The sequence below is a fragment of the Peribacillus sp. NPDC097224 genome (genome assembly GCF_044761985.1).
Classification (GTDB): domain Bacteria; phylum Bacillota; class Bacilli; order Bacillales; family DSM-1321; genus Peribacillus.
The window spans coordinates 1-20,909 of record NZ_JBIWDK010000004.1; the positions used below are offsets into that span (position 1 = coordinate 1).

The 20,909-nt window shown below is 43.8% G+C and carries 17 protein-coding genes, 1 rRNA gene and 1 riboswitch; of the genes, 7 read left to right on the top strand and 11 right to left on the bottom strand.

All coding sequences use genetic code 11. The features are described 5' to 3' along the window. Both ACIQXR_RS09455 and ACIQXR_RS09460 read right to left on the bottom strand, forming a co-directional pair. Positions 1 to 91, bottom strand: a 16S ribosomal RNA gene (locus ACIQXR_RS09455); the annotation flags it as partial. Between the two features lie 290 nt (positions 92 to 381). Next, entirely contained in the window at positions 382 to 1,245 is an 864-nt protein-coding gene (locus ACIQXR_RS09460) for a nucleotidyltransferase-like protein (RefSeq protein WP_402871363.1), read from the bottom strand. 189 nt (positions 1,246 to 1,434) lie between these two features. On the opposite strand from ACIQXR_RS09460, the gene ACIQXR_RS09465 reads away from it, so the two are divergent. Continuing rightward, positions 1,435 to 1,788, top strand: a complete 354-nt coding sequence (locus ACIQXR_RS09465; RefSeq protein WP_402871365.1) for a YgzB family protein — start codon at positions 1,435 to 1,437, stop codon at positions 1,786 to 1,788. 67 nt (positions 1,789 to 1,855) lie between these two features. On the opposite strand, the gene perR is transcribed toward ACIQXR_RS09465, so the two are convergent. The 5 genes from perR to ACIQXR_RS09490 form a co-directional block, all read right to left on the bottom strand. Then, entirely contained in the window at positions 1,856 to 2,299 is a 444-nt protein-coding gene (gene perR / locus ACIQXR_RS09470; RefSeq protein ID WP_402871367.1) for a peroxide-responsive transcriptional repressor PerR, read from the bottom strand. A gap of 144 nt (positions 2,300 to 2,443) precedes the next feature. Continuing rightward, a complete protein-coding gene (locus ACIQXR_RS09475) occupies positions 2,444 to 3,388 on the bottom strand; it encodes a D-2-hydroxyacid dehydrogenase (protein WP_402871369.1) in 945 nt (314 codons plus the stop codon). A 145-nt stretch (positions 3,389 to 3,533) separates the two neighbouring features. Then, the gene (locus ACIQXR_RS09480) at positions 3,534 to 4,643 is read right to left on the bottom strand and encodes an aminopeptidase (RefSeq protein ID WP_402871371.1); all 1,110 of its coding nucleotides are present in this window, start codon (positions 4,641 to 4,643) and stop codon (positions 3,534 to 3,536) included. A gap of 11 nt (positions 4,644 to 4,654) precedes the next feature. Beyond that, the gene (gene bcp, locus ACIQXR_RS09485) at positions 4,655 to 5,125 is read right to left on the bottom strand and encodes a thioredoxin-dependent thiol peroxidase (RefSeq protein WP_402871374.1); all 471 of its coding nucleotides are present in this window, start codon (positions 5,123 to 5,125) and stop codon (positions 4,655 to 4,657) included. A 62-nt stretch (positions 5,126 to 5,187) separates the two neighbouring features. After that, on the bottom strand, positions 5,188 to 5,610 hold the full coding sequence (locus ACIQXR_RS09490) for a potassium channel family protein (RefSeq protein WP_402871377.1): 423 nt from the start codon (positions 5,608 to 5,610) through the stop codon (positions 5,188 to 5,190). Between the two features lie 282 nt (positions 5,611 to 5,892). Next, positions 5,893 to 6,090: riboswitch (cobalamin riboswitch) on the top strand. Between the two features lie 139 nt (positions 6,091 to 6,229). Here ACIQXR_RS09490 and metE point away from each other — a divergent pair. Then, on the top strand, positions 6,230 to 8,536 hold the full coding sequence (metE, locus tag ACIQXR_RS09495) for a 5-methyltetrahydropteroyltriglutamate--homocysteine S-methyltransferase (protein WP_403079860.1): 2,307 nt from the start codon (positions 6,230 to 6,232) through the stop codon (positions 8,534 to 8,536). Beyond that, a complete protein-coding gene (locus ACIQXR_RS09500) occupies positions 8,529 to 9,005 on the top strand; it encodes an acyl-CoA thioesterase (protein ID WP_402871382.1) in 477 nt (158 codons plus the stop codon). The genes metE and ACIQXR_RS09500 overlap by 8 nt, the downstream gene beginning before the upstream one ends. A 40-nt stretch (positions 9,006 to 9,045) precedes the next feature. On the opposite strand, the gene ACIQXR_RS09505 is transcribed toward ACIQXR_RS09500, so the two are convergent. Genes ACIQXR_RS09505 through ACIQXR_RS09515 form a run of 3 tightly spaced genes read right to left on the bottom strand, consistent with a single transcriptional unit; the run spans position 9,046 to position 11,676 of the window. Next, positions 9,046 to 9,831: an ABC transporter permease gene (locus tag ACIQXR_RS09505; protein WP_402871385.1), complete on the bottom strand. Its 786-nt coding sequence runs from the start codon at positions 9,829 to 9,831 to the stop codon at positions 9,046 to 9,048. 4 nt (positions 9,832 to 9,835) lie between these two features. Next, positions 9,836 to 10,627: an ABC transporter permease gene (locus ACIQXR_RS09510; RefSeq protein ID WP_402871388.1), complete on the bottom strand. Its 792-nt coding sequence runs from the start codon at positions 10,625 to 10,627 to the stop codon at positions 9,836 to 9,838. A 41-nt stretch (positions 10,628 to 10,668) separates the two neighbouring features. Then, positions 10,669 to 11,676, bottom strand: a complete 1,008-nt coding sequence (locus ACIQXR_RS09515) for an ABC transporter ATP-binding protein (RefSeq protein ID WP_402871390.1) — start codon at positions 11,674 to 11,676, stop codon at positions 10,669 to 10,671. Positions 11,677 to 11,826: 150 nt separating this feature from the next. On the opposite strand from ACIQXR_RS09515, the gene ACIQXR_RS09520 reads away from it, so the two are divergent. After that, positions 11,827 to 12,147, top strand: coding sequence for a hypothetical protein (locus ACIQXR_RS09520; RefSeq protein WP_402871391.1), 321 nt, complete (start codon positions 11,827 to 11,829; stop codon positions 12,145 to 12,147). A 50-nt stretch (positions 12,148 to 12,197) separates the two neighbouring features. Here ACIQXR_RS09520 and chbG read toward each other — a convergent pair whose 3' ends face one another. Beyond that, positions 12,198 to 12,944: a chitin disaccharide deacetylase gene (chbG, locus tag ACIQXR_RS09525; RefSeq protein ID WP_402871393.1), complete on the bottom strand. Its 747-nt coding sequence runs from the start codon at positions 12,942 to 12,944 to the stop codon at positions 12,198 to 12,200. 218 nt (positions 12,945 to 13,162) lie between these two features. Between chbG and ACIQXR_RS09530 the strand changes: the two genes are divergently transcribed. From ACIQXR_RS09530 to ACIQXR_RS09540, 3 genes are all read left to right on the top strand, one after another. Continuing rightward, positions 13,163 to 14,452 (top strand): glutamate-1-semialdehyde 2,1-aminomutase, encoded by a 1,290-nt coding sequence (locus tag ACIQXR_RS09530; RefSeq protein ID WP_402871395.1) that lies wholly within the window; start codon positions 13,163 to 13,165, stop codon positions 14,450 to 14,452. A gap of 345 nt (positions 14,453 to 14,797) precedes the next feature. Further along, a complete protein-coding gene (locus ACIQXR_RS09535) occupies positions 14,798 to 19,270 on the top strand; it encodes a glutamate synthase-related protein (protein WP_402871397.1) in 4,473 nt (1,490 codons plus the stop codon). 301 nt (positions 19,271 to 19,571) lie between these two features. Further along, entirely contained in the window at positions 19,572 to 20,663 is a 1,092-nt protein-coding gene (locus tag ACIQXR_RS09540; protein ID WP_402871399.1) for an FUSC family protein, read from the top strand. Positions 20,664 to 20,909 lie beyond the last annotated feature (246 nt).

Here is a 20,909-nt window from a genome sequence, read left to right on the forward strand (position 1 = left end):
CAGGGAGCAAGCTCCCATCGATTCGCTCGACTTGCATGTATTAGGCACGCCGCCAGCGTTCGTCCTGAGCCAGGATCAAACTCTCCGAAGAAATGTTTGACTTGCTCATTTTGCTTTTTTATAGTGTGTGCTCACTCAAAATTTACGTTGGCGCTTTGTTTTGTTCAGTTTTCAAAGAGCAATTTCGTTGTCGTTTACTTCGTAAGCGACTTATACATCTTATCATGTTTTCATTTAAGTTGTCAACATGTTTTTTGATGTTTTTTTATTTCGTAAAGCTTCGTTGAAGCTGCGAAAGCTGATGTCCCGCAGCGACATGTATTAATATAACACCTATATTATTATTGGTCAATACTAAAAATGATTTTTTAGTATATTTTTTTAAACTTTATAAAATCGGTGATAAACATCGTGCCCTTTGGTCTCGACTATAATGGTATCCACTACTTTCTTTTCAATTAAGTATTCTAAAAGAACGCCTAGATCGATTGAATAATAACTTAGTTCTGGATGCTCCATTAACTCCGCTATGGTCCAAGACCCTTCTCTAGCATTCATTATTTCCAGTAGGTGTTGAGAACCGGCATTGGTACGGGAATAAATAAGGAACTCACTAGCTAGAAAAAGAAGCTCCAACCTTTTCTCCAGGGTTTCTTCACTGCTAATCAGTTCTTCGTACAACTTATATATTTCAGGTTCCATATGCTTCACTTGATTCCAAACCGTCACCTCTGGATGAAAACCTTGTTCTATTATTTCCAATCGGGCTAGATGATGTAGCGAGTGAACAATATGGTTATAGGCATCCAGGTAATGGCCATTCTCAAAAAAGTCTTTTCCATCCCTATACCTACGAATTAACTTTGCAAATTCCATTCCCATCTTCAGCTTTCTTCCATAGAAGGGAAACTCACGGATTTCGGTTTTTAAATGCTCCAGGTATTCATTTCGGTCGAATAAAATCTTCCCATTATAAATCCAATCCACGACTTTACGATTCGACCCTAATAAAATCCATTCCTTGACTTGCTCTTCTTTCACAACATGTAAAGCCGCTTTCTTATCCTGATAGGTATAGTGCTTTAAAAATACAGGTTCCTCTGCATCATCCACGATGACAAATAGGACATAATCAAACGTATCAGTGATGGGGCTTTTGTGCTCCCTTTTTTCTATTAACAAAATCCCTAATGTGGACTTCAAACTTGCTCGCTCTTGATAAATCGGGCGAAGGATATCTTCCATTATAAATTCCTCCAAAACCATTTTTCTTTTTACATTCGACAATTCTCTTCAAAAATCCTGTTTTCTGAGCCTAGATGTTCCTTCCTATTTTTCCTCGGGTCAACCATAAGTCATTTGTATCCTTTATTTCTTTTTTGTTCCAACCTTAGTTTATGTTATAGTTAAAGTTATATTTTAGGAGGGTCTAACATGGCTAAATATTCTAGCAAAATCAATAAAATCCGTACGTTTGCTTTAAGTTTGATCTTCGTTGGCTTTATCGTGATGTATATCGGTCTATTCTTTAAGTCGCACCCTATCGTCATGACGCTCTTCATGGGTCTTGGACTTCTATTCATTATCGCAAGCACAGGCGTTTACTTTTGGATTGGGATGCTGTCCACAAAGTCGGTACAGGTTATCTGCCCGAACTGTGGGAAGCCTACGAAAATATTAGGTAGGGTCGATATATGTATGCATTGCAATGAAACGCTGACCCTTGATAAAAAGCTGGAAGGCGAAGAGTTCGACGAAAAATATAATCGCAAAAGCCTGAATGACTGAATGGAATGGATTTTAGTTACAGTGCTTTTGCAACAAAAAAAGTTCCAACCAAGTGGCGGAACTTTTTTTAATGCGCTTCTTTCTTTGCACAATCCGTGCATTCCCCATAGATTTCCATCCGATGGTGACTTACGTTGAATCCGGTGACCTGTGCTGCAAAGTGCTCGACCTCATCCAATGCAGGATAATCGAAGTCGACGATTTTACCACAGCTTTCGCAGATAACATGATAATGATTCGTTGTTACGAAATCAAATCTAGCTGACGAATCGCCATAGGTAAGCTCTTTGACCAATCCCACTTCACGAAACACACGCAGGTTGTTATAAACCGTAGCCACACTCATATTCGGAAACTTGCCTTCTAACGCTTTATAAATATCATCAGCAGTAGGATGCGACATGGAGTCTATCAAATACTCAAGAATTGCATGGCGTTGAGGAGTTATTCTTACACCGGTATCTTTAAGGGAATCCAACGCTTCTTTCAACTGAACTTCAGACACCGTCATCCACCTCTTTTTCTAATTAAGTATGAATTATTACATTGTAATGTTTATAAATAGTGTACTCCCCATAAGCAAGCTTTGTCAATATATCTACACCCTTAGTTTATTCCTCATTCATTTAATTATTTCCTGTTTTTCTAGTTGGTCCTAGTATCCCTTTTTAGGGTCGATGATATTAATGAAATCCTTTCCGTCTTTTAGGTAGACTTTCATGTTTTCTTCAAAGATTGCAAAGGTCCTTGGTAAATATTCGCCGCTTTTGCTTGATAGGTGCGGGGTTACCGTGACCTGCTCCATTTTCCAGAATGGGTGGCCCTTCACTAGCGGTTCAGGTTCGAATACATCCAGTATCACATGAGCGAGTTCATGCTCCTGCATGGCCTCTATGAGCACGTCTTCCTTGAACAGATCTCCCCGTCCTATATTCACGAAGACGGCTGTACGTTTCATTGCTTTAAAATGTTCTTTCTTTAACAAATCCTTCGTTTCATCCGTACTAGGCAAGACGCTTACGATATAATCCGCTTTGGGCAATGCTTTCTCAAGCTCCGTAAGGGCGTATAGATGATCGATGTGTTCGACGGCTTTCCCACTACGATTCACTCCGAGGGTCGTCATTCTAAAAGCCTTGGCAAGACGTGCCACTTCCCCTCCAATTGCCCCCGTTCCTAGGATCAGCATCGTTTTTCCATTCAACTCGCCTACTTCTATCTTCCGGTCCCAGATTTCTCCCGCTTCATTCTCAATTAGTTGTTTTAATTTCTTTTCATACTGTAAAAGCATGCCGATTGTATATTCAGCCATCGGGATTTTATGGATGCCCCTAGCGTTGGTCACCATGATTCCGCGTTTCTCAATGGCGGCAAAAGGCATTAACTCCAATCCGGCACTCATGACCATGATCCATTTCACGTTCACTGCCTCTTCAATGATTTCATCGGTTAAATCTTCTCCATATGTAATAAGAACTTCGGCTTCTTGGAGCTTTTCATTCGCCCAAGTTTCTTGATACATGAATGTCAAATCGGGAAATGCTTGTGCCATCTTCTTTTGAATGTCTTCATTCGGAATGATTGTTGAAAATACTAACATGATTATCTCTCCTTTTCTTTACATAAAAAAACACGGGCACTGAATGTCCCGCGCAACTTTCTATGAGGAGGTATTCCCTTACTAAATCATATTCAGGGGTCCTCTATTTGAGTTGGACAAACGCCTCTCCCTATTAAAAAGGGCTTTATTTTAATTGATTTGGATTCAATTCGCATAATTCCCGTGGCACGAATAAACCGTCCTTACGAACCAGTATATCATCAAAGTAGATCGCTCCGCCGCCATATTCGGGTCGCTGGATCAAGACCATGTCCCAATGAGACGATGATTGATTTCCATTATCGGCCTCTTGGTAAGCTTGACCAGTGGCAAGATGGAGGCTGCCGCTAATCTTCTCATCGAATAGGATATCACCCATCGGTTCCATGATATACGGATTGATTCCCAGGGCGAATTCCCCGATGTACCGGGACCCTTCATCCATATCGAGCAAACGATTCATTTGGTCCGACTGATTGGAAGAAGCTTTCATGATTTTTCCCTTTTTAAATGTAAGGGTTATCCCATCAAATACCTCTCCTTGATAGGCGGAAGCAGTATTGAAGGAAATCGTGCCATTGACACTGTCTTTTACCGGTGCCGTGAACACTTCACCATCTGGAAGATTGTTTTTACCAGCGCAAATGACAGCGGGGATATTTTTAATGGAAAAAGCCAAGTCAGTCCCCGGCGATATGATCCGAACTTGATCCGTTTGATCCATCCAATCCTTTAGAGGCTTCATGGACTTTTCCATTTTGTGATAATCAAGTGTGCACACGTTTAACAAGAAATCTTCATACTGCTCAAAGCTCATGCCGGAATTTTTTGCAGAACCAATGGTCGGATAATTCAGTAACACCCAGCGCCGGTTATTGACGAAGAACATGGTGGACGTTTTCATGGCATCCTCCTGAAGGCGATATCTCTCATGAGGGACACTCACTCCTCGCCCTTCGTTTCCATCGCCCGATATGATGATGACTGCATCCACATCTTCGTATTTCTTATAATTCCATTTTGATAAGGTATCGAGCTGTTCCTTAACATTCCCTTTTAGCAGATGACTGGTAATTTCGTCATCTTCAAGTTCCGCATAAGGATAGGCCCCCATTCTATAGGCTTCGTCAATCAGTTCCTTCAATAGGGCCTTTGCTGCAACAGGCCCACGGATCAAGACCCGCTCTTTCGCCTGCAGCCTCAGTGAATGATGAATCAGCTGCTTGGCAAGCTTGATAAGTCGCTCATCCTTCATTAGCCTGTACCTTATTTTTCTAGGTCACGAAGAGTTTCCAACGCTTCTTCGACGTGGCCCTTTACTTTGACTTTACGCCATTCTTTAACGATCGTTCCTTCCTTATCAATCAGGAAAGTCGAACGCTCAATGCCCATGTATTCCTTACCGAAGTTCTTTTTCAATTTCCATACGCCATATAATTCAGCGGCTTCTTGCTTTTCATCAGCAAGCAACAGGAAAGGCAACCCATGTTTTTCAATGAATTTTTCATGACGTGTTACCGGGTCCGGGCTAATGCCTATGATGACAGCATCAAGCTCTTCGAATTGTTCATTAGCATCACGGAAATCACAAGCCTCCGTCGTGCAACCGGGTGTCATGTCTTTTGGGTAAAAATATAATACAACGTGTTTACCCTTGAATCCTGATAGGGTAACTTGTTCTCCGTTGTTTGCTGGTAATTGAAAGTCTGGTGCTTTTTCTCCAATTTCGACCGTCATTCTAAACCCTCCATTTCTTTCATCATGGTAAGCGTACCCAATAATTGAAAGAAACACAACTTTCATTTCTTGTTCTTTCTTTCCTTCTGTTCAAAATCGATGACAGCCCTGATCACAAATGCCGCAGGAAGCGTATAGCCAATGAAAGCTTGGATTGTCGCGATCATCCGGCCAATTCCGATTGGGGAGATATCCCCGTATCCGACGGAGAACATCGTCATCGCACTAAAATAAAATGAAGTCTTCAGCTGCTCGGAAAAGGTCCCATCCAAGCGATTGCCCATATCAAGAATCACCGAATGATTCTGAAGCTCGTATAATAAATAAATCAGTGCAAAACCGACTAATAATGTCGCATATAAATTGCCGAGCCACAGCATATCTTCAAGAGAAAACTTCTTTGCCTCCGACTCAGAAAGAAATAAGGTCCGAATGCTCATCACCATGCAAAAGATAATCCCCACAATCAAAATATAAAAGGTCATCCCCCACGCCTCATTTCAAAAACAACCCACTTCCCTTATACATACTCTTTTGCGAGTCAATATATGCTCGTTTTAGGGGTCAGACCCTATTTCCCAGCTGCTGCACCATCAAGAGAACGTAGATACAGCATGGGATCTCGTGCCACATGGTGGGGGTCAGACCCCATTTCCCGACTTTTTCCTTGTTGACCCATTTGGTCGGGATATGCTAAGATGGGTTAAGTTTTTATAATATTTTGTAAATTTTAGTGTCCGTGTTTATGCGGACGGAGTTTTTTATGAATTTCATATGTGGAGATAGGTTCCTAAGCTTTTAGGATTAAAAGGGAAGTCCGGTGTAATTCCGGCACGGTCCCGCCACTGTAATGGGAATGTATAGCGCTTTTGTTTGATGCCACTGGTCCTTTTGGATTGGGAAGGCTTTTAGTGCTAAGTAAGAGTTCCCTGAGTCAGGAGACCTGCCTATTTCGACAACACTGTTTTAACCTACGGGAGATAGGGAGGTGTTAGGGACCTTATAATGATAAGGGGTATTTTCGTGCCCCTTTATTTTAAGCATTTCTAACTTTCTCTTTTGACGGTTAGGGATGCTTTTTTGTTGTTATTTCATTAAAAGGAGATGGATGTGTTGAAAAGTAGTAATATAGGGTACCCACGAATCGGTGAGGATCGTGAATGGAAACGTACATTAGAGGCCTATTGGGCTGGAACATTAAATGAAACGGAATTCATGGCGCAATTGGAAGCGATCCGTTTAGGCAATTTGCAAAAACAAAGAGATCAAGGCATCGATATCATCCCGGTTAACGACTTTACGTTATATGATCAAATGCTCGATATGTCCGTCATGTTCGGCCTGGTGCCAGAACGCTATTCGGCTTATAAGGGTGGCACGGTCCCCCTTTCCGTTTATTATTCAATGGCCCGTGGGAACAAGGATGAAGTCGCTTCCGAAATGACGAAATGGTTCAATACAAATTATCACTATATCGTTCCAGAGCTAAAAGAGTCCCAGCTTACGTTGACAGAAAACAAGCCGCTTGCCGCTTACCGCGAAGCCAAGGAAAAACTAGGAATCGATACGAAACCAGTTATAGTCGGACCTTACACATTCATTTCTTTGTCAAAGGGCTATGAAAAAAGTGATCTTCCGGCCATCATCCTGAGCCTGTTGCCTTTATACACAAAAATTTTGCGAGAGCTGGAACAAGAAGGCGTGAAGTGGGTGCAGATCGATGAACCTTCCCTTGTTTCTTCCCTTTCCAAAGACGAGATGAAAACTGTTACATACCTGTATGAAAAATTGAACGAAGCTGTCCCCAACCTGAACATCATGCTGCAAACATACTTTGATGCTGTAGAGCACTACCAAGAAGTGATCGACTTGCCCGTTCAAGGAATTGGCCTTGATTTGGTCCATGACAAAGGAAAAAATCTCAGCAATCTTCAAACAGTCGGCTTCCCGCAAGATAAAATACTTGGGGCAGGTGTGATTGATGGGAAAAACATTTGGCTTTCTGACTTGACGAAAAAAATCAAGTTGGTCGAGTCCATTACGAAACACGTAGCCGAAGATCGAATTTGGCTTCAACCTTCCTGCTCCCTGCTACATGTTCCAGTGACGGTTCGAAACGAGACAGAACTAGCTAGCGAAGTGAAAGAAGCCCTTGCCTTTGCTGATGAGAAACTAGAAGAAATCACACTTTTGGTCAGAGGAAACAACGAAGGTCCAGAATCAATCGAAGAAAAGGTGACGGCAAACAAAGCTGCATGGCAGACCTTAAATAATTCAAAGGCCAGAAACCATAAAGACGTTCAATCCGCTGTCGAACAGGCGAAGCAGCAATCCCATGGCCGTACCCTGCCATTTAAACAGCGCTATCAAAAACAACAGGCGTATTTCAACCTGCCCTTCCTTCCAACCACGACAATTGGAAGCTTTCCGCAGACCGCGGAAGTTAAACAGGCCCGCGGGAAATTCAAACGCGGTGAATGGACGGCTGATCAATATGAAGCATTCGTGAACGAGGAGATTGGCAGATGGATTGATATCCAGGAAGAAATCGGATTGGACGTCCTTGTGCACGGGGAGTTTGAACGAACCGATATGGTCGAGTTTTTCGGCCATAAATTGGGCGGCTTCGTCTTCCTTGAAAAAGGCTGGGTTCAATCATACGGCTCCCGCTGTGTCAAACCTCCCGTTATCTATGGAGATGTCCATTTCATCGATCCGATGACGGTCAAAGAAAGTGTGTATGCACAAGCCTTGACGAAAAAAACGGTGAAGGGAATGCTGACCGGTCCTGTTACGATTCTGAACTGGTCGTTCGTCCGTGACGATATTTCACGGGAAAATATCTGCTATCAATTGGCATTGGCCTTGAAACAAGAAGTAGAGGCACTGGAATCAGCAGGGATCAAAATGATCCAAGTCGATGAACCAGCCCTGCGTGAAGGCCTTCCATTGAAAAAAAGCGACCGTGATGAGTACTTAAACTGGGCGGTCCATTCATTCCTGATTTCCACTTCGAGCGTCGAAGACACAACACAAATTCACACCCATATGTGCTATTGTGATTTCAATAGCTTCATGGATGTCATCTCTTCCCTGGACGCTGATGTGATTTCCATTGAAACGTCCCGCAGCCACGGCGAGCTCGCTTCCGCATTCGAGGAGAAAACATATGAAAAAGGAATCGGCCTTGGTGTGTATGATATTCATAGCCCTCGCGTTCCTGCAGTGGAAGAAATGGTCGATATGATCGAACGTGGCATCAAGGTACTGGATAAAGACCAATTTTGGATCAACCCTGACTGTGGCCTGAAAACAAGGGGCGTTCCAGAAACCGTCGCTTCACTGAAAAATATGGTCGAAGCCGCAACGGTTGTCCGGAATAAGCTATTGGTCCAACAGGAAAATGACTGATTTAACAACAGGCATTCCCGTTCAACAGTCACGGACGTTTTTAACGGACCTCGTTTTTCCACCTGATACGAACCATCACAATACCATCTTTGGTGGAAAAGTGATGGCGTATGTGGATAAAATCGCCTGCATTGCAGCGATGCGCCACTGCCGGAAACCGGTCGTAACCGCTTCAAGCGACTCCTTTGACTTCCTGGCCCCCATTAAGACCGGGGATGCTATCAATTTGGAAGCCTATGTCACCTGTGCCCATCGAACGTCAATGGAGGTATTCGTAAAAGTAGAACGGGAGAACCTGTTGACTGGCGAAAAGCAACTCACCGCCCGCGCTTTTTTAACGATGCTTGCGATAGACGAAGATGGAAAGCCTATACCGGTTCCACAGGTCCAACCGGAAACGGAAGAAGAAAAGCGGCAGTACGTCCAAGCACAAGCTAGATATCTTGAGAGAAAAAACAAACGCATATAAGCAAAAAATCCCTTCAACAAAATTGTTGAAGGGATTTTTTTTAGTTTCCTGCTCCGCGGTACCTTTTCACACCCTGATTCCAAATGAAGATTGAGATCATGAAAAAGACGACCCCTATAACAGGTGTGGCGAATGCATACGCGTACCACTCTTCTTTTCTAAGAAAATAGGAAGCGGGATACACACCGACAAAGGCAAACGGCAGCACCCAAGTCAGAACAAAGCGGATGACCTTATTATAAATATCAACCGGATAGCGCCCGTAGTTCCCGATGTTGTACATCATCGGCATGATGGACGTTTTGGCATCAGACCAGAAGCCGATGCTTGCAATCGCAACAAAGATGGCGGCATACGCGAGTGCCCCGCCGATTGCAAAGATGATGAAGAGAATCGGGTCATACCAAGTTAGTTCCAGGTTTAACGAAACACCGGAATAGAAGATGATGATCAAACCGGTCACGACACCAAATAATGATTCAAGCTCAATCCGCTCTAAGATGACTTGAAACAGGCTGTGAATCGGCCTTGTTAAAATCCGGTCCATCTCCCCTTTGACGATGTAGCGATCGTTGAAATCCCAGATGTTGAAAAAGGATGAAAATAACGCAAACGGGATAAGGAAAAAACCGTATATGAAAATGATTTCATCCCGGCTCCACCCACTTAGGAACTCCGTATGTCCGAAGACCACTAAGATAAACACCAGATTCACGACTTGGTTCAACAAATCAGAAAGAATCTCGATGACGAAATCAGCCCGGTACTGCAATCTCGTTTTCATATATTGACTCACATATTGAAAAAACATTGATACGTAGAACATCCCATCAACCTCCCTGAATAATCAGCTGTTTTTTTGCGACTATCCATAAAACCTGGATGGGGATAACGAGAATGATGACCCAGATCAATTGCTGTAAAAGAGCCATGCCGATGTCTCCCGTTCCGTATCCATTCGTGAAAATCATACTCGGGACATAGCTGATTCCTTGAAACGGCAGGAACTTCATGATGTCCTGTGCCCAGATTGGATAAAAGCTGATAGGCAATAACAAGCCTGAAAACAAATCAACAATGACCCGTTTCGCCCGGATCAATCCGGCATTATTATATAAGAAAAATGTCGTAATTCCCGTTAATAAGTTGATTTGCGTATTGATGATGAAGCTGAATAACAGGGAAATTCCGAAAAGCCCCCATGTTGCCGGTTCATTTGGCAAATGGATGGGGAAAATGATGGCGACGAGCAGCATACCTGGAATCGAGAAGAAAAAGAATCGGAAAATCCCCTCACCCAGGCCTTGCATCGTCTTCATCCCTAAATAGTTATAAGGCCGAATCATCTCGATTGCGACCTTGCCGTCCTTGATTTCATCGGCAATCTCACGGTCAATATTATTGAAATAAAAGGCGCGCGCCATCCAGGCAACCGCCACATAGGTGGTCATCTGCATGCTGGATAGTCCTTCAATGGAACTTTTCTCTCCATATATTGCATTCCACAAGAAATAATAAGCACCAATATTGATGCTATAAATTAAAATACCGGTATAATAATCGGTTCGATACGCAAGCATCATCAAAAAACGCATGCGAATCATGGCAAGATACTTTCCCATGGTCCTCTCCCTTCTTGGTAGACACATTTTTTCTGAAAGAGTCAGACCGTGCCTTCTTCGTAAATATTACGAACAATCTCTTCGATGGACGTTTCATGGATTTTGACGTCCTTGATTTTAAAATGTGAAACGACAGCGGCGACAAGTTGTGAAATATGATCACTTTCCTCTTTTAACACGGCTATGTATGCATGATTCTTTTCATCGTGCTCCCAATTGACATGAAAGGATAGCGGTAAGGATTGCAGTTCATTCAGTTCGACAGATTCGATGAATTGGAAGTGGACCTGTTTTTCCTCTGCCCAATTATCTTTCAGGCTTTGCAATTCCCCATCATAAATGATTTGACCTTCATCAAGCATGATCACCCGCTCGCACAAGGCCTCGATATCCCCCAAGTCATGCGTGGTCAGAAGGATGGTCGTGTTGTATCTTTCATTGATTTCCTTCAGAAACTCACGGATTTTCATTTTCACTAACACGTCAAGACCGATCGTCGGCTCATCCAGGAAAAGCAACGGTGGATTGTGTATCAAGGCAGCAGCCAGTTCACAACGCATCCGCTGGCCAAGGGACAGCTTACGCACCGGCTTATCCAGCAAAGGCCCGATATCCAACGTCTTGATTACATGTGCCATATGATCGTTATATTGTTCATCAGACACCTTATATACTTTTTTCAGCAGCCGGAAGGATTCCTGGACGGCGATATCCCACCAAAGCTGCGAGCGTTGCCCGAAGACGACCCCGATGGTCTGGGTGAACTTTTCCCGTTCTTTATGCGGATTCATGCCATTGACCATGATATCACCGGACGTCGGCTCCAAAATCCCCGTCAGCATTTTGATCGTCGTCGACTTGCCTGCCCCATTTTCCCCGATATACGCTACCATCTCACCCTTTTTTACAGTAAAATTGATATCGTTGACAGCAGGCACGATTTTATAATTTCTTGTAAGTAAGTCGCGGAAGGCCCCTTTTAATCCGGAACGGCTTGAAACCGACTTGAATTCCTTCCGTAATTGATTAACCTGAATTGCATTGCTCATTATGTTATTTTCCTCCATATTCCTTGTCCTAATCAAATAGTTTAGCCAACCTCAGCTTTTTAAACAATAAAAATGCCTGGATTCAGGATATCCTGGGTTGGGCGAATTTCAACGATGTATGTATTACCTATAAAAAGGAGACTAATCGCTATGAATATAAAAAAGTTATTGCTCACGCAAATCGAAAAAATCGTACTGGAATTACGGTATGATTTCTTGTACGAGGACGAATACGACCAACTATTGTGCCAGATCGTCCAAAGGGATTCGTCCGGCTCCATCGAAAATACCCCACTAAGCTTTCATTTACATATTAATGAAGAAAAAGGAACAGGACACGCAACCTACTACCAGGCCCAAGGCGAAATCAAACGCCAAACCTTCAACATCGAAAACCCAAACACCATCCTAGATATAATGTCCTTCATAAGTGAAACTTTGGGGTCAGACCCCATTTCCCAAACGAAATAATTCATCCAAAAAGCTGTACCATCAAGGGTTACAGCTCTTTGTATTGGGGGTCAGACCCTATTTCCCAACTCTTTATAGGAGACTAGTTCGATGTCACGCGCGGCTATGGCTTTTTGGATCAATGGGTCTGTCAGGATGGCCATTTCCTTTACACGTGGCAGGGCGTAGGAACTTCCGTTTAGTATCGATTCGTCTATATACCCGGGATGGCACATGATTTCGACTGTCTCGGAGGATAGACTTGTATCCAAAATATCAACTAAATGGCCTGTCGTCAGGTCCGATCCAAAGAAATCCGTTATCAATTTCTCTGTCCTTTTCACGCCTTGATAACCATGAAGTGCCCCATCCAATTTCCGAACCGGCAAGCCATGCGCTTTCGCTATCTTTTCAACGATGGGATAAACCTTCTCCAAGCCGTGAACATGGTGATGGCTATCAATGTGAGTCGGTTTCAGCCCCAATGATAGGAATCTCTCCATCTGGCTGTTCAATTCTTTTTCTATATCCGCAGGTTCAGCAAACTTATGCATATCGCCGCGTCGATGAAACGCACCATCCTCCGTCACCAGCGAAGGAACATCACTTCTCACTGGATAACCGCAGGTCAAAACCAAGTGAATCCCCACGCCAAGATTCGGATTTTCCTTAGCCAGACCTGCCGCATGCTCGGCACCCGGCATATTGGCCATCAAAGTTGCCGACGTCACGACACCATTCTGAAAACATTCAATAATCCCCAAATTAATTCCCTTACAATACCCAAAATCATCTGCATTAATAATCAACTTCGTCATCCTTATCCCCCTCCCATATCCCGTACCTACTACTATGAATATACCAGACCATGGGGGTCAGACCCTATTTCCCAAACAAAATAAAAAGCATGGAAGCTTGGTATATATGGGGTTCGGTCAGCTTGTTTGGGGGTCAGGCCCCATTTCCCAGGGATTTTAAAGTGGAAAAGTGCTATGATTAGGAGTGATTATGTTTGTATTTTTAGGAGGTTTTTAGATTGGATTTTACTAATTCGGAAATTATACATAAAGAGGCGTTGGAGCATATCGTCGGTGGGGTTAATAGTCCTTCCCGTTCTTATAAAGCCGTGGGCGGCGGTTCGCCGGTGGCCATGGATCATGCCAATGGAGCTTATTTCTGGGATGTTGATGGCAACAAGTATATCGATTATTTGGCGGCATACGGCCCGATCATCACAGGTCATGCACACCCCCATATCACAAAGGCGATCACAAAGGCTGCAGAAACAGGTGTTTTATACGGTACGCCTACAAAGCATGAAGTCACCTTTGCCAAAATGTTAAAAGAGGCGATGCCTGGCCTTGATAAAGTCCGTTTCACCAATTCTGGTACGGAATCCGTCATGTCCACCATCCGCGTGGCCCGCGCTTACACGGGTCGCGATAAAATCATCAAGTTTGCCGGCTGCTATCACGGTCACTCCGACCTTGTGTTGGTTGCTGCAGGTTCTGGTCCATCCACACTTGGAACACCGGATTCCGCTGGTGTCCCTAAAAGTATTGCACAGGAAGTCATCACGGTTCCTTTCAATGATATCGAGCCATTCAAAGAGGCCCTGAAAAAATGGGGCAACGAAATTGCCGGTGTCCTGGTCGAACCGATCGTCGGCAACTTCGGCATCGTCGAACCGCACCCTGGATTCCTGGAAGATGTGATTTCCTTATCTCATGAAGCTGGAGCACTCGTCATCTTTGATGAAGTCATCACTGCATTCCGCTTCATGTACGGTGGGGCTCAGGACTTACTTGGCGTTCAACCCGATTTGACCGCTCTTGGAAAAATCATCGGTGGGGGTCTTCCAATCGGTGCTTATGGCGGCAAAAAAGAAATCATGGATACGGTCGCACCATTAGGACCTGCATATCAAGCAGGAACGATGGCCGGAAACCCTGCTTCCATGCTATCCGGGATCGCTTGCTTGGAAGTGTTGAAGGAAGAAGGCGTTTACGACGAGCTTGATCGCTTAGGGAAGCTCCTTGAAGACGGCATCCTTAAAGCCGCTCGTCAATATAATGTACCTATTACCATCAACCGCCTAAAAGGTGCTTTGACGATCTATTTCACTACAGAAACAATCGAAAACTACGAGCAAGCTGAAAATACGGACGGCGAAATGTTCGGTAAATTCTTCAAGCTGATGCTTAATCAAGGAATCAACTTGGCACCATCCAAATATGAAGCCTGGTTCTTGACAACGGCCCATACGGATGAAGATATCGCTTATACTTTAAAAGCGGTTGAACATGCATTCAAGAACTTGATTTAAGCTGAACAAAAGAATAAATATGCACCAACCATTCAACCCCAAGATGGATATCCATCTTGGGGTTTTCTCATATCGGCTAAATAAAACTTTCAAATTGGCTTTCACGGAGTTTTTTCTAAATAACACACTCTTCCACCCTATCCAATATACTGTATAAAAAATTGATTTCTGAATATTTAAATGATATGATACCAATACATTTATATCCATTTATTCTATTTTATATCATTCAATCAAAAAGCTTGAACAGTTGTTTAAGTTTACTAATATGAACGTTTCATAAAATCAAAAGCCACAGGGGGTGAACGGCAGCAAATAAGGGTTATCCTTATTGACGCCAAACATATGAATCAACAATGGACACCTGCTACATTCAAAGAATTCTATAGAGAAGAACATGATGCCTGCGGTATCGTAGCCCGTATCGAAAAAAAGAAAATCCCCACCAATGAGAACATTTTCGCATGCATCGATGCACTGGTTAAGATGAATCACCGTTGCGGATTCATCAATGGCGAAGGCGATGGCGCCGGTATCCATATTGATATTCCACGTGCTCTTTGGAAAAAGAAACTTGAAAAGGAAAACATCGATTCCGGCATCGTCGATCAAGATGATTTCATAGTCGGTCACCTATTTTTAAGCAGAAAAACAGATGCAGGCAAATTAAAAACCGAAGTCAAAGAAAAGTTGCAGAAACGTGGGCTATCGCTCGTTTTTGAAACGGATAAAGCATACCGCTCTGAAGCTTTGGGCCCGATTGCCATCCAAGAAGATCCTGTGTTCTGGCAAATTGCCTGTTCATCCACGACTAACAATCAACAGGAACTCACCAACATCCTTTTCGAGTTGACGTCCGACATCGAAAATAGTGATTACATCCATGTCGCTTCCTTAAGCCAGCATCATGCCATCTACAAAGTAATGGGTGCCGGAGATACACTCCCTGCCTACTATCATGATCTTGCCGACCCCCTTGCAGCCTCAACTATGACACTGGGCCATAACCGTTTTTCCACCAATACTCTATCAAGTTTTTTCCGTGTGCAGCCATTCAGTGTCCTTGGACACAACGGCGAAATCAATACCATTGCCAAATTGCGTGATGAAGCCAAAATGATCGGGGTTCCGATTGCTAAAGACGGAAGTGATTCCCAGGATTTGAATAAAACGATTGAAACATTCATCTGCCGTCACGGCTACTCTTTATTCGAGGCAATCGACCTGGTTTTTCCGCCAATCATCAACGAAATCAAGGAATACCCTGAGCATTTGCAGAACCTTTATACGTATCTAAGGGAAGCATGGGGGCATTTTGCACAAGGCCCAGCTGGAATCATCTCCCGATTCGGAGATGAAGCCGTATTCTCCGTAGACTCGTTAGGCCTTCGTCCGCTTTGGAATATCGAGACGACTTCTTCCTATATGTTCACTTCCGAGCCTGGGATCATCCCCTCTTCAGAATATACGGGAGACCCAAGACCGATGGGACCAGGGGAAAAGGTCGGGTTAAAATGGAATGGCGACCTTATTGAACTATATAACTATAAAGAATATCAAGGGAAAGTGTATGAGCGCTTCAATGAACGTTTTGTTCTTTCCGATGACCTCGTTCGCCTGCAGCCACCAGTTTTCGAGAAGGTGATCACCATGACGCAGCCACAGGCCATTCATAACGGACAATATAAGGCATTCGGTTGGGAAAGGGAGCACGTTCAATTAGTCGAGCAGATGGCTGAAAAAGGTGCAGAACCCATCCGTTCATTGGGTCATGACGCACCGCTTGCCGCCCTTAATCCACAGCGGACCAACCTGTCGGATTTCATTAAGGAAAGCGTCGCCGTCGTAACCAATCCAGCCATCGACCGGGACCGGGAAACCGAGCACTTTTCCACGAGAACCATTATTGGAAGACGTCCTTCTTTATTTGAAGCAAAGAAGGCCGGTCACGTTACCGAACTTCTGACACCTTTATTAATCGAGGGACTGACAGGGTATGAATGCTCCTCCACCCTTTCACAACCAAGCTATGATCAATTTGTCCGTCACAACCAGGATCAAAAACTGGCACATTTCATTTCATGCACGTTTACAGAAAAGGAGAGTATCCCTGAAGCGTTAAAAAGGATAACGGATGAAGCCGTAAAATCGGTAGATGCCGGGAAAACGCTGCTCATCCTCGATGATGCCCTTGCTCATCAAAACGGGAACCTATGGCTTGACCCTCATCTTGTCACGTCAGCTGTCGATCAAGCATTGGTCAATTCCGGCAAGCGCCGCGATTGCTCGATCCTGTTACGTTCTGCATCCCTAAGGTCACTGCATGATATCATCGTTGCCTATGGCCTAGGTGCCAACTTGATCAGTCCCTATTTCATGTTCCTTTCACTATCTTCCGGGGACCTGAAAGGCGTTATGAATCTATATAACTCGTTGACTAAAGGACTGGAAAAAGTGATCTCCACCATCGGGATTCATGAATTGCGCGGCTATGGCCGGCTATTCTCAAGTATTGGGTTACATGAGGAGATTGCCTCTTATTTGAATGTGGCCAATTTCTTCGGAGCAAACCATTTAGACTATGATTTTGACAAAATCAAAGAGGATAGCATCCAGCGCGCATTAGATTATGATAATGAAAAAGAACGGATGGGTAAAACCTTTCATCTGTTCCCGCGGATTTGGAAATCCATCGGCGAAGTCGCTTCCACGGGAAATTATGACGCCTATCGTGAAAAGATCACGGAGCAAGAAGAATCAAACCCGACGACAATCCGTCACCTGACATCACTTAAGTTGTCAGACACACCTGTCCCAGCCGAAGATGTCAGCCTGTCCATTGGCGATCAGGAGTTGCCTTTCGTCATCGCCTCCATGTCATTCGGTTCGCAAAATGAAATAGCTTTCCGAGCGTACGCAGAAGCGGCAGACCGTTTGGGCATGATCAGTATGAATGGCGAAGGCGGGGAAATTAAGGATATGCTCGGAAAATACCCGAAATCACGTGGGCAGCAGATTGCTTCCGGAAGATTCGGTGTCAACGCCGAACTCTTGAACTCTTCTAATCTCTTGGAAATTAAGATTGGGCAAGGGGCAAAACCTGGTGAAGGCGGACATCTTCCCGGTTCGAAGGTTACGGCAAAAATTGCGGAAGCGCGGAATGCGACGATTGGTTCTGACTTGATCTCCCCTTCCAATAACCATGATATATATTCGATTGAAGATTTGGCCCAAATGATCCATGAGCTGAAAACGGCCAACGACAAAGCCAAGGTGGCCGTCAAGGTACCGGTTGTTCCCAATATCGGAACGATTGCCGTCGGCGTTGCCAAAGCCGGCGCCGATATCATCACGCTTTCCGGCTTTGACGGCGGAACGGGTGCAGCACGGATTCATGCCCTTGAACATGTAGGTCTGCCTGTCGAAATCGGCGTAAAAGCCGCCCATAATGCGTTGCTTGAATCCGGGATTCGGCAAAACATCGAAATCTGGGCTGACGGTGGATTGAAAAGCTCGATGGATATCCTGAAATTGATGTTGCTCGGGGCCAACCGCGTTGGTTTCGGTACCCTATCGATGATTGCCGTTGGCTGTACAACATGCCGCGGTTGTCACCTGGATACATGCCATGTCGGGATTGCCACCCAAATCGAATCGGAAGCACAGGCAAAAGAACATGGATTGCGCCGCTTTGTTCCTCGAAAATTTGATTTGGCGGTACAAGGATTGACGAATATGTTCACGGCATTCGGCCAGGAGCTAAAAACCCTGACTGGATCACTGGGCGTGAAGAACCTTCAGGATATCGTCGGCCGCTCTGATTTGCTTGAGCAAGTGAAAGGCCAACAATCGCTGGATCTGACCTATTTATTAAAGAACCTTGATATCACGCCATTCTCCAATAGGGAAAAAGAAGCTTATTTGAATGAAAGTTCCCTACAGGTGGCGGTGGGAGCGGAATATCTCGATTCACATGTTGAAGAATTACAGCAATCCCGCAGTTATAGCGGCATCACTTCCGAGCAACGGGTCCTTGGTAGCCGTGTTTCGTGTCACCGCGTCCGTAACAGATTGGATGGTTCGTATAAGAATCTGCCTCCCGTTCATCTTTCCTATCAGGATGGTTCCATCCCTGGTAATGGCCTTGGTGCCTATAACACCGAGGGAATCACCATTAGCGTAAATGGAGGAGCCCAGGATGGAATCGGCAAAACGTCAATCGGTGGGAATATCGCCATTTTCAAATCACAGGGCAAAGATGGCAACCTTTACAATGGCTCTGTCGGTAAAGGTTTCGGGTATGGGGCACAGCACGGACTCCTTATCGCCCAAGGTGATGCCGATGCAAGGGCGGGAATCCGGCTTTCAGGTGCCGACATGATTATCGGTGGCCTAGTGAAAAAGCCGATTCCAGAAAATGAACATGGCAATATTGCGGTAACCTCGAACATCAAGGGATTTGCATTTGAGTATATGACAAATGGCAGAGGATTGGTTCTAGGGGATCCGGGTCCATGGATTTGTGCAGGCATGACCGGCGGTGTCGTTTATTTAAGGCTTCAGCCGGAAGTCGGCCTAACGAAAGAAGTTATCCAAAGAAGGATTGCGAAGGGTGCGAAAGTGTCGATTGAATCCCTTTCCAAAAAAGGACTTCAGGACGTGAATGAGCTCCTTGGCAAATACGTTGCCCTTTTAAAAGAGCAAGGGCAAGAAGAGGAAGCAGCCTCTCTTGGAGCCTTGCTCCATAATCCGGGAAACCACTTCCTTCAAGTTGTTCCCGTTAAGGAACAAGCAGATCCATCTGTATCAACCGAGTGATGATAAAAAAGCTAATGTCTTTTTACAGGACATTAGCTTTTTTCCATCTTTATAACTCCCCACAGCCAGGGGAAAAAAGCACCTCATTTACATATGTCATAAAATCTTCATTTTTTCCCTTCCGTAAAAAGCTTATAATTACTTTTACGGCTGCTTCGCTCCATTACTTTTTGTTTACAACATTAAAAATTAGTGTAAAGTACTAACATATAAGTTAGAATACAACTTTACGAATATCCTGTATAAAGAAAGAGCTTCTTATCAGGAACAATAACATCACAAAGAAAGGATTTACCTATATATGAAGTTTGGTGCCCGCATTCTCAAAACAGGAATAGCGATTGTTTTAGCGCTTTATATTTCGGAACTGCTTAATCTTCCTGCTCCTGTCCTTTCTGGGATTGCTGCTATTTTTGCCATCCAGCCAACCATCTATCGTTCTTATCAGACGGTGCTGGAACAAATTCAAGGAAATATCATCGGTGCCTTAGTCGCCATTTCCTTCGTTTTATTGTTTGGTAATGATATTTTCATTATCGGATTGGCCGTAATGGTAGTCATTACGATAAATCTGAAATTGAAAATGGATAAGACGATCGTACTTTCCATCGTGACGGTTATTGCCATTATGGAAAGCCAAGAAGGAGAATTTTTAAACTTTGCATTTGTGCGTCTTTCATCCGTCTTACTTGGGATTATTGCTTCATTTATTGTCAATCTCGTTTTCATCCCGCCAAAGTATGAGGCAAAGCTATATACGCGCATAACCGATGTGACAGAAGATATTTTGAAATGGATCCGAATAAGCACTAGGCATGCTACAGAACATACCTTATTGAAAAAGGATATTAGCAGATTAAAAGAAGATTTGCTTGATTTAGAGCATATCTATTCCATGTATAAAGAAGAACGTGAATATTTCAAAAAGAAAAGTGTAGCTAAATCAAGGAAGCTTGTCGTGTATCGTCAAATGATCATCACGACGAAAAAGGCGTTTGAGACCTTGAGAAGGATTCATAAATTCGAGAATGAAATCTATCATATGCCTGAAGACTTCCAGAAGACGATTTTACATCATCTTGATTCCCTCATACGTAAGCATGAGCAGCTGATTTTATTGCATATCGAAAAAATCAAAAACATTGAGGAAATCGATGATTGGGATCAGGGTTCCCTCAGCCGCAAAGACCTTCTTGCCCTCTTCTTTGAGCAACAAAACGAAGTCGACGAAATGCATGATGACCTCGGGCATCTTTCCGCCCGCCTTGTTCCATTGATTTCTTACATCATTGAGTATGACGAACAATTGGAGCATCTCGAAAAGCTGATTGTCAGCTTCCAATCCTTCCATAAAGATGAGAATGAAGTGTCTATCCAATATGAAGAAGATTAATAGAGAGACGGTTCACTAGATAACCGTCTCTTCTTTTATGTTGGGCTCCCAATATTTTCTCTCCGATATATGTGAATAGTCTAACTATATAGAAAATATCATTCCCCATTGACATTTATTCACAAACGAATTAAGCTAAGATAACTCAACAATAATGTTTAAACTCAGCACTTGCTGAGAGACGGAATTTTAAAAGGATTTCCTTTTTTCGTTCGTCACTTGCCATCTAGGCAGGTGGCGATTTTT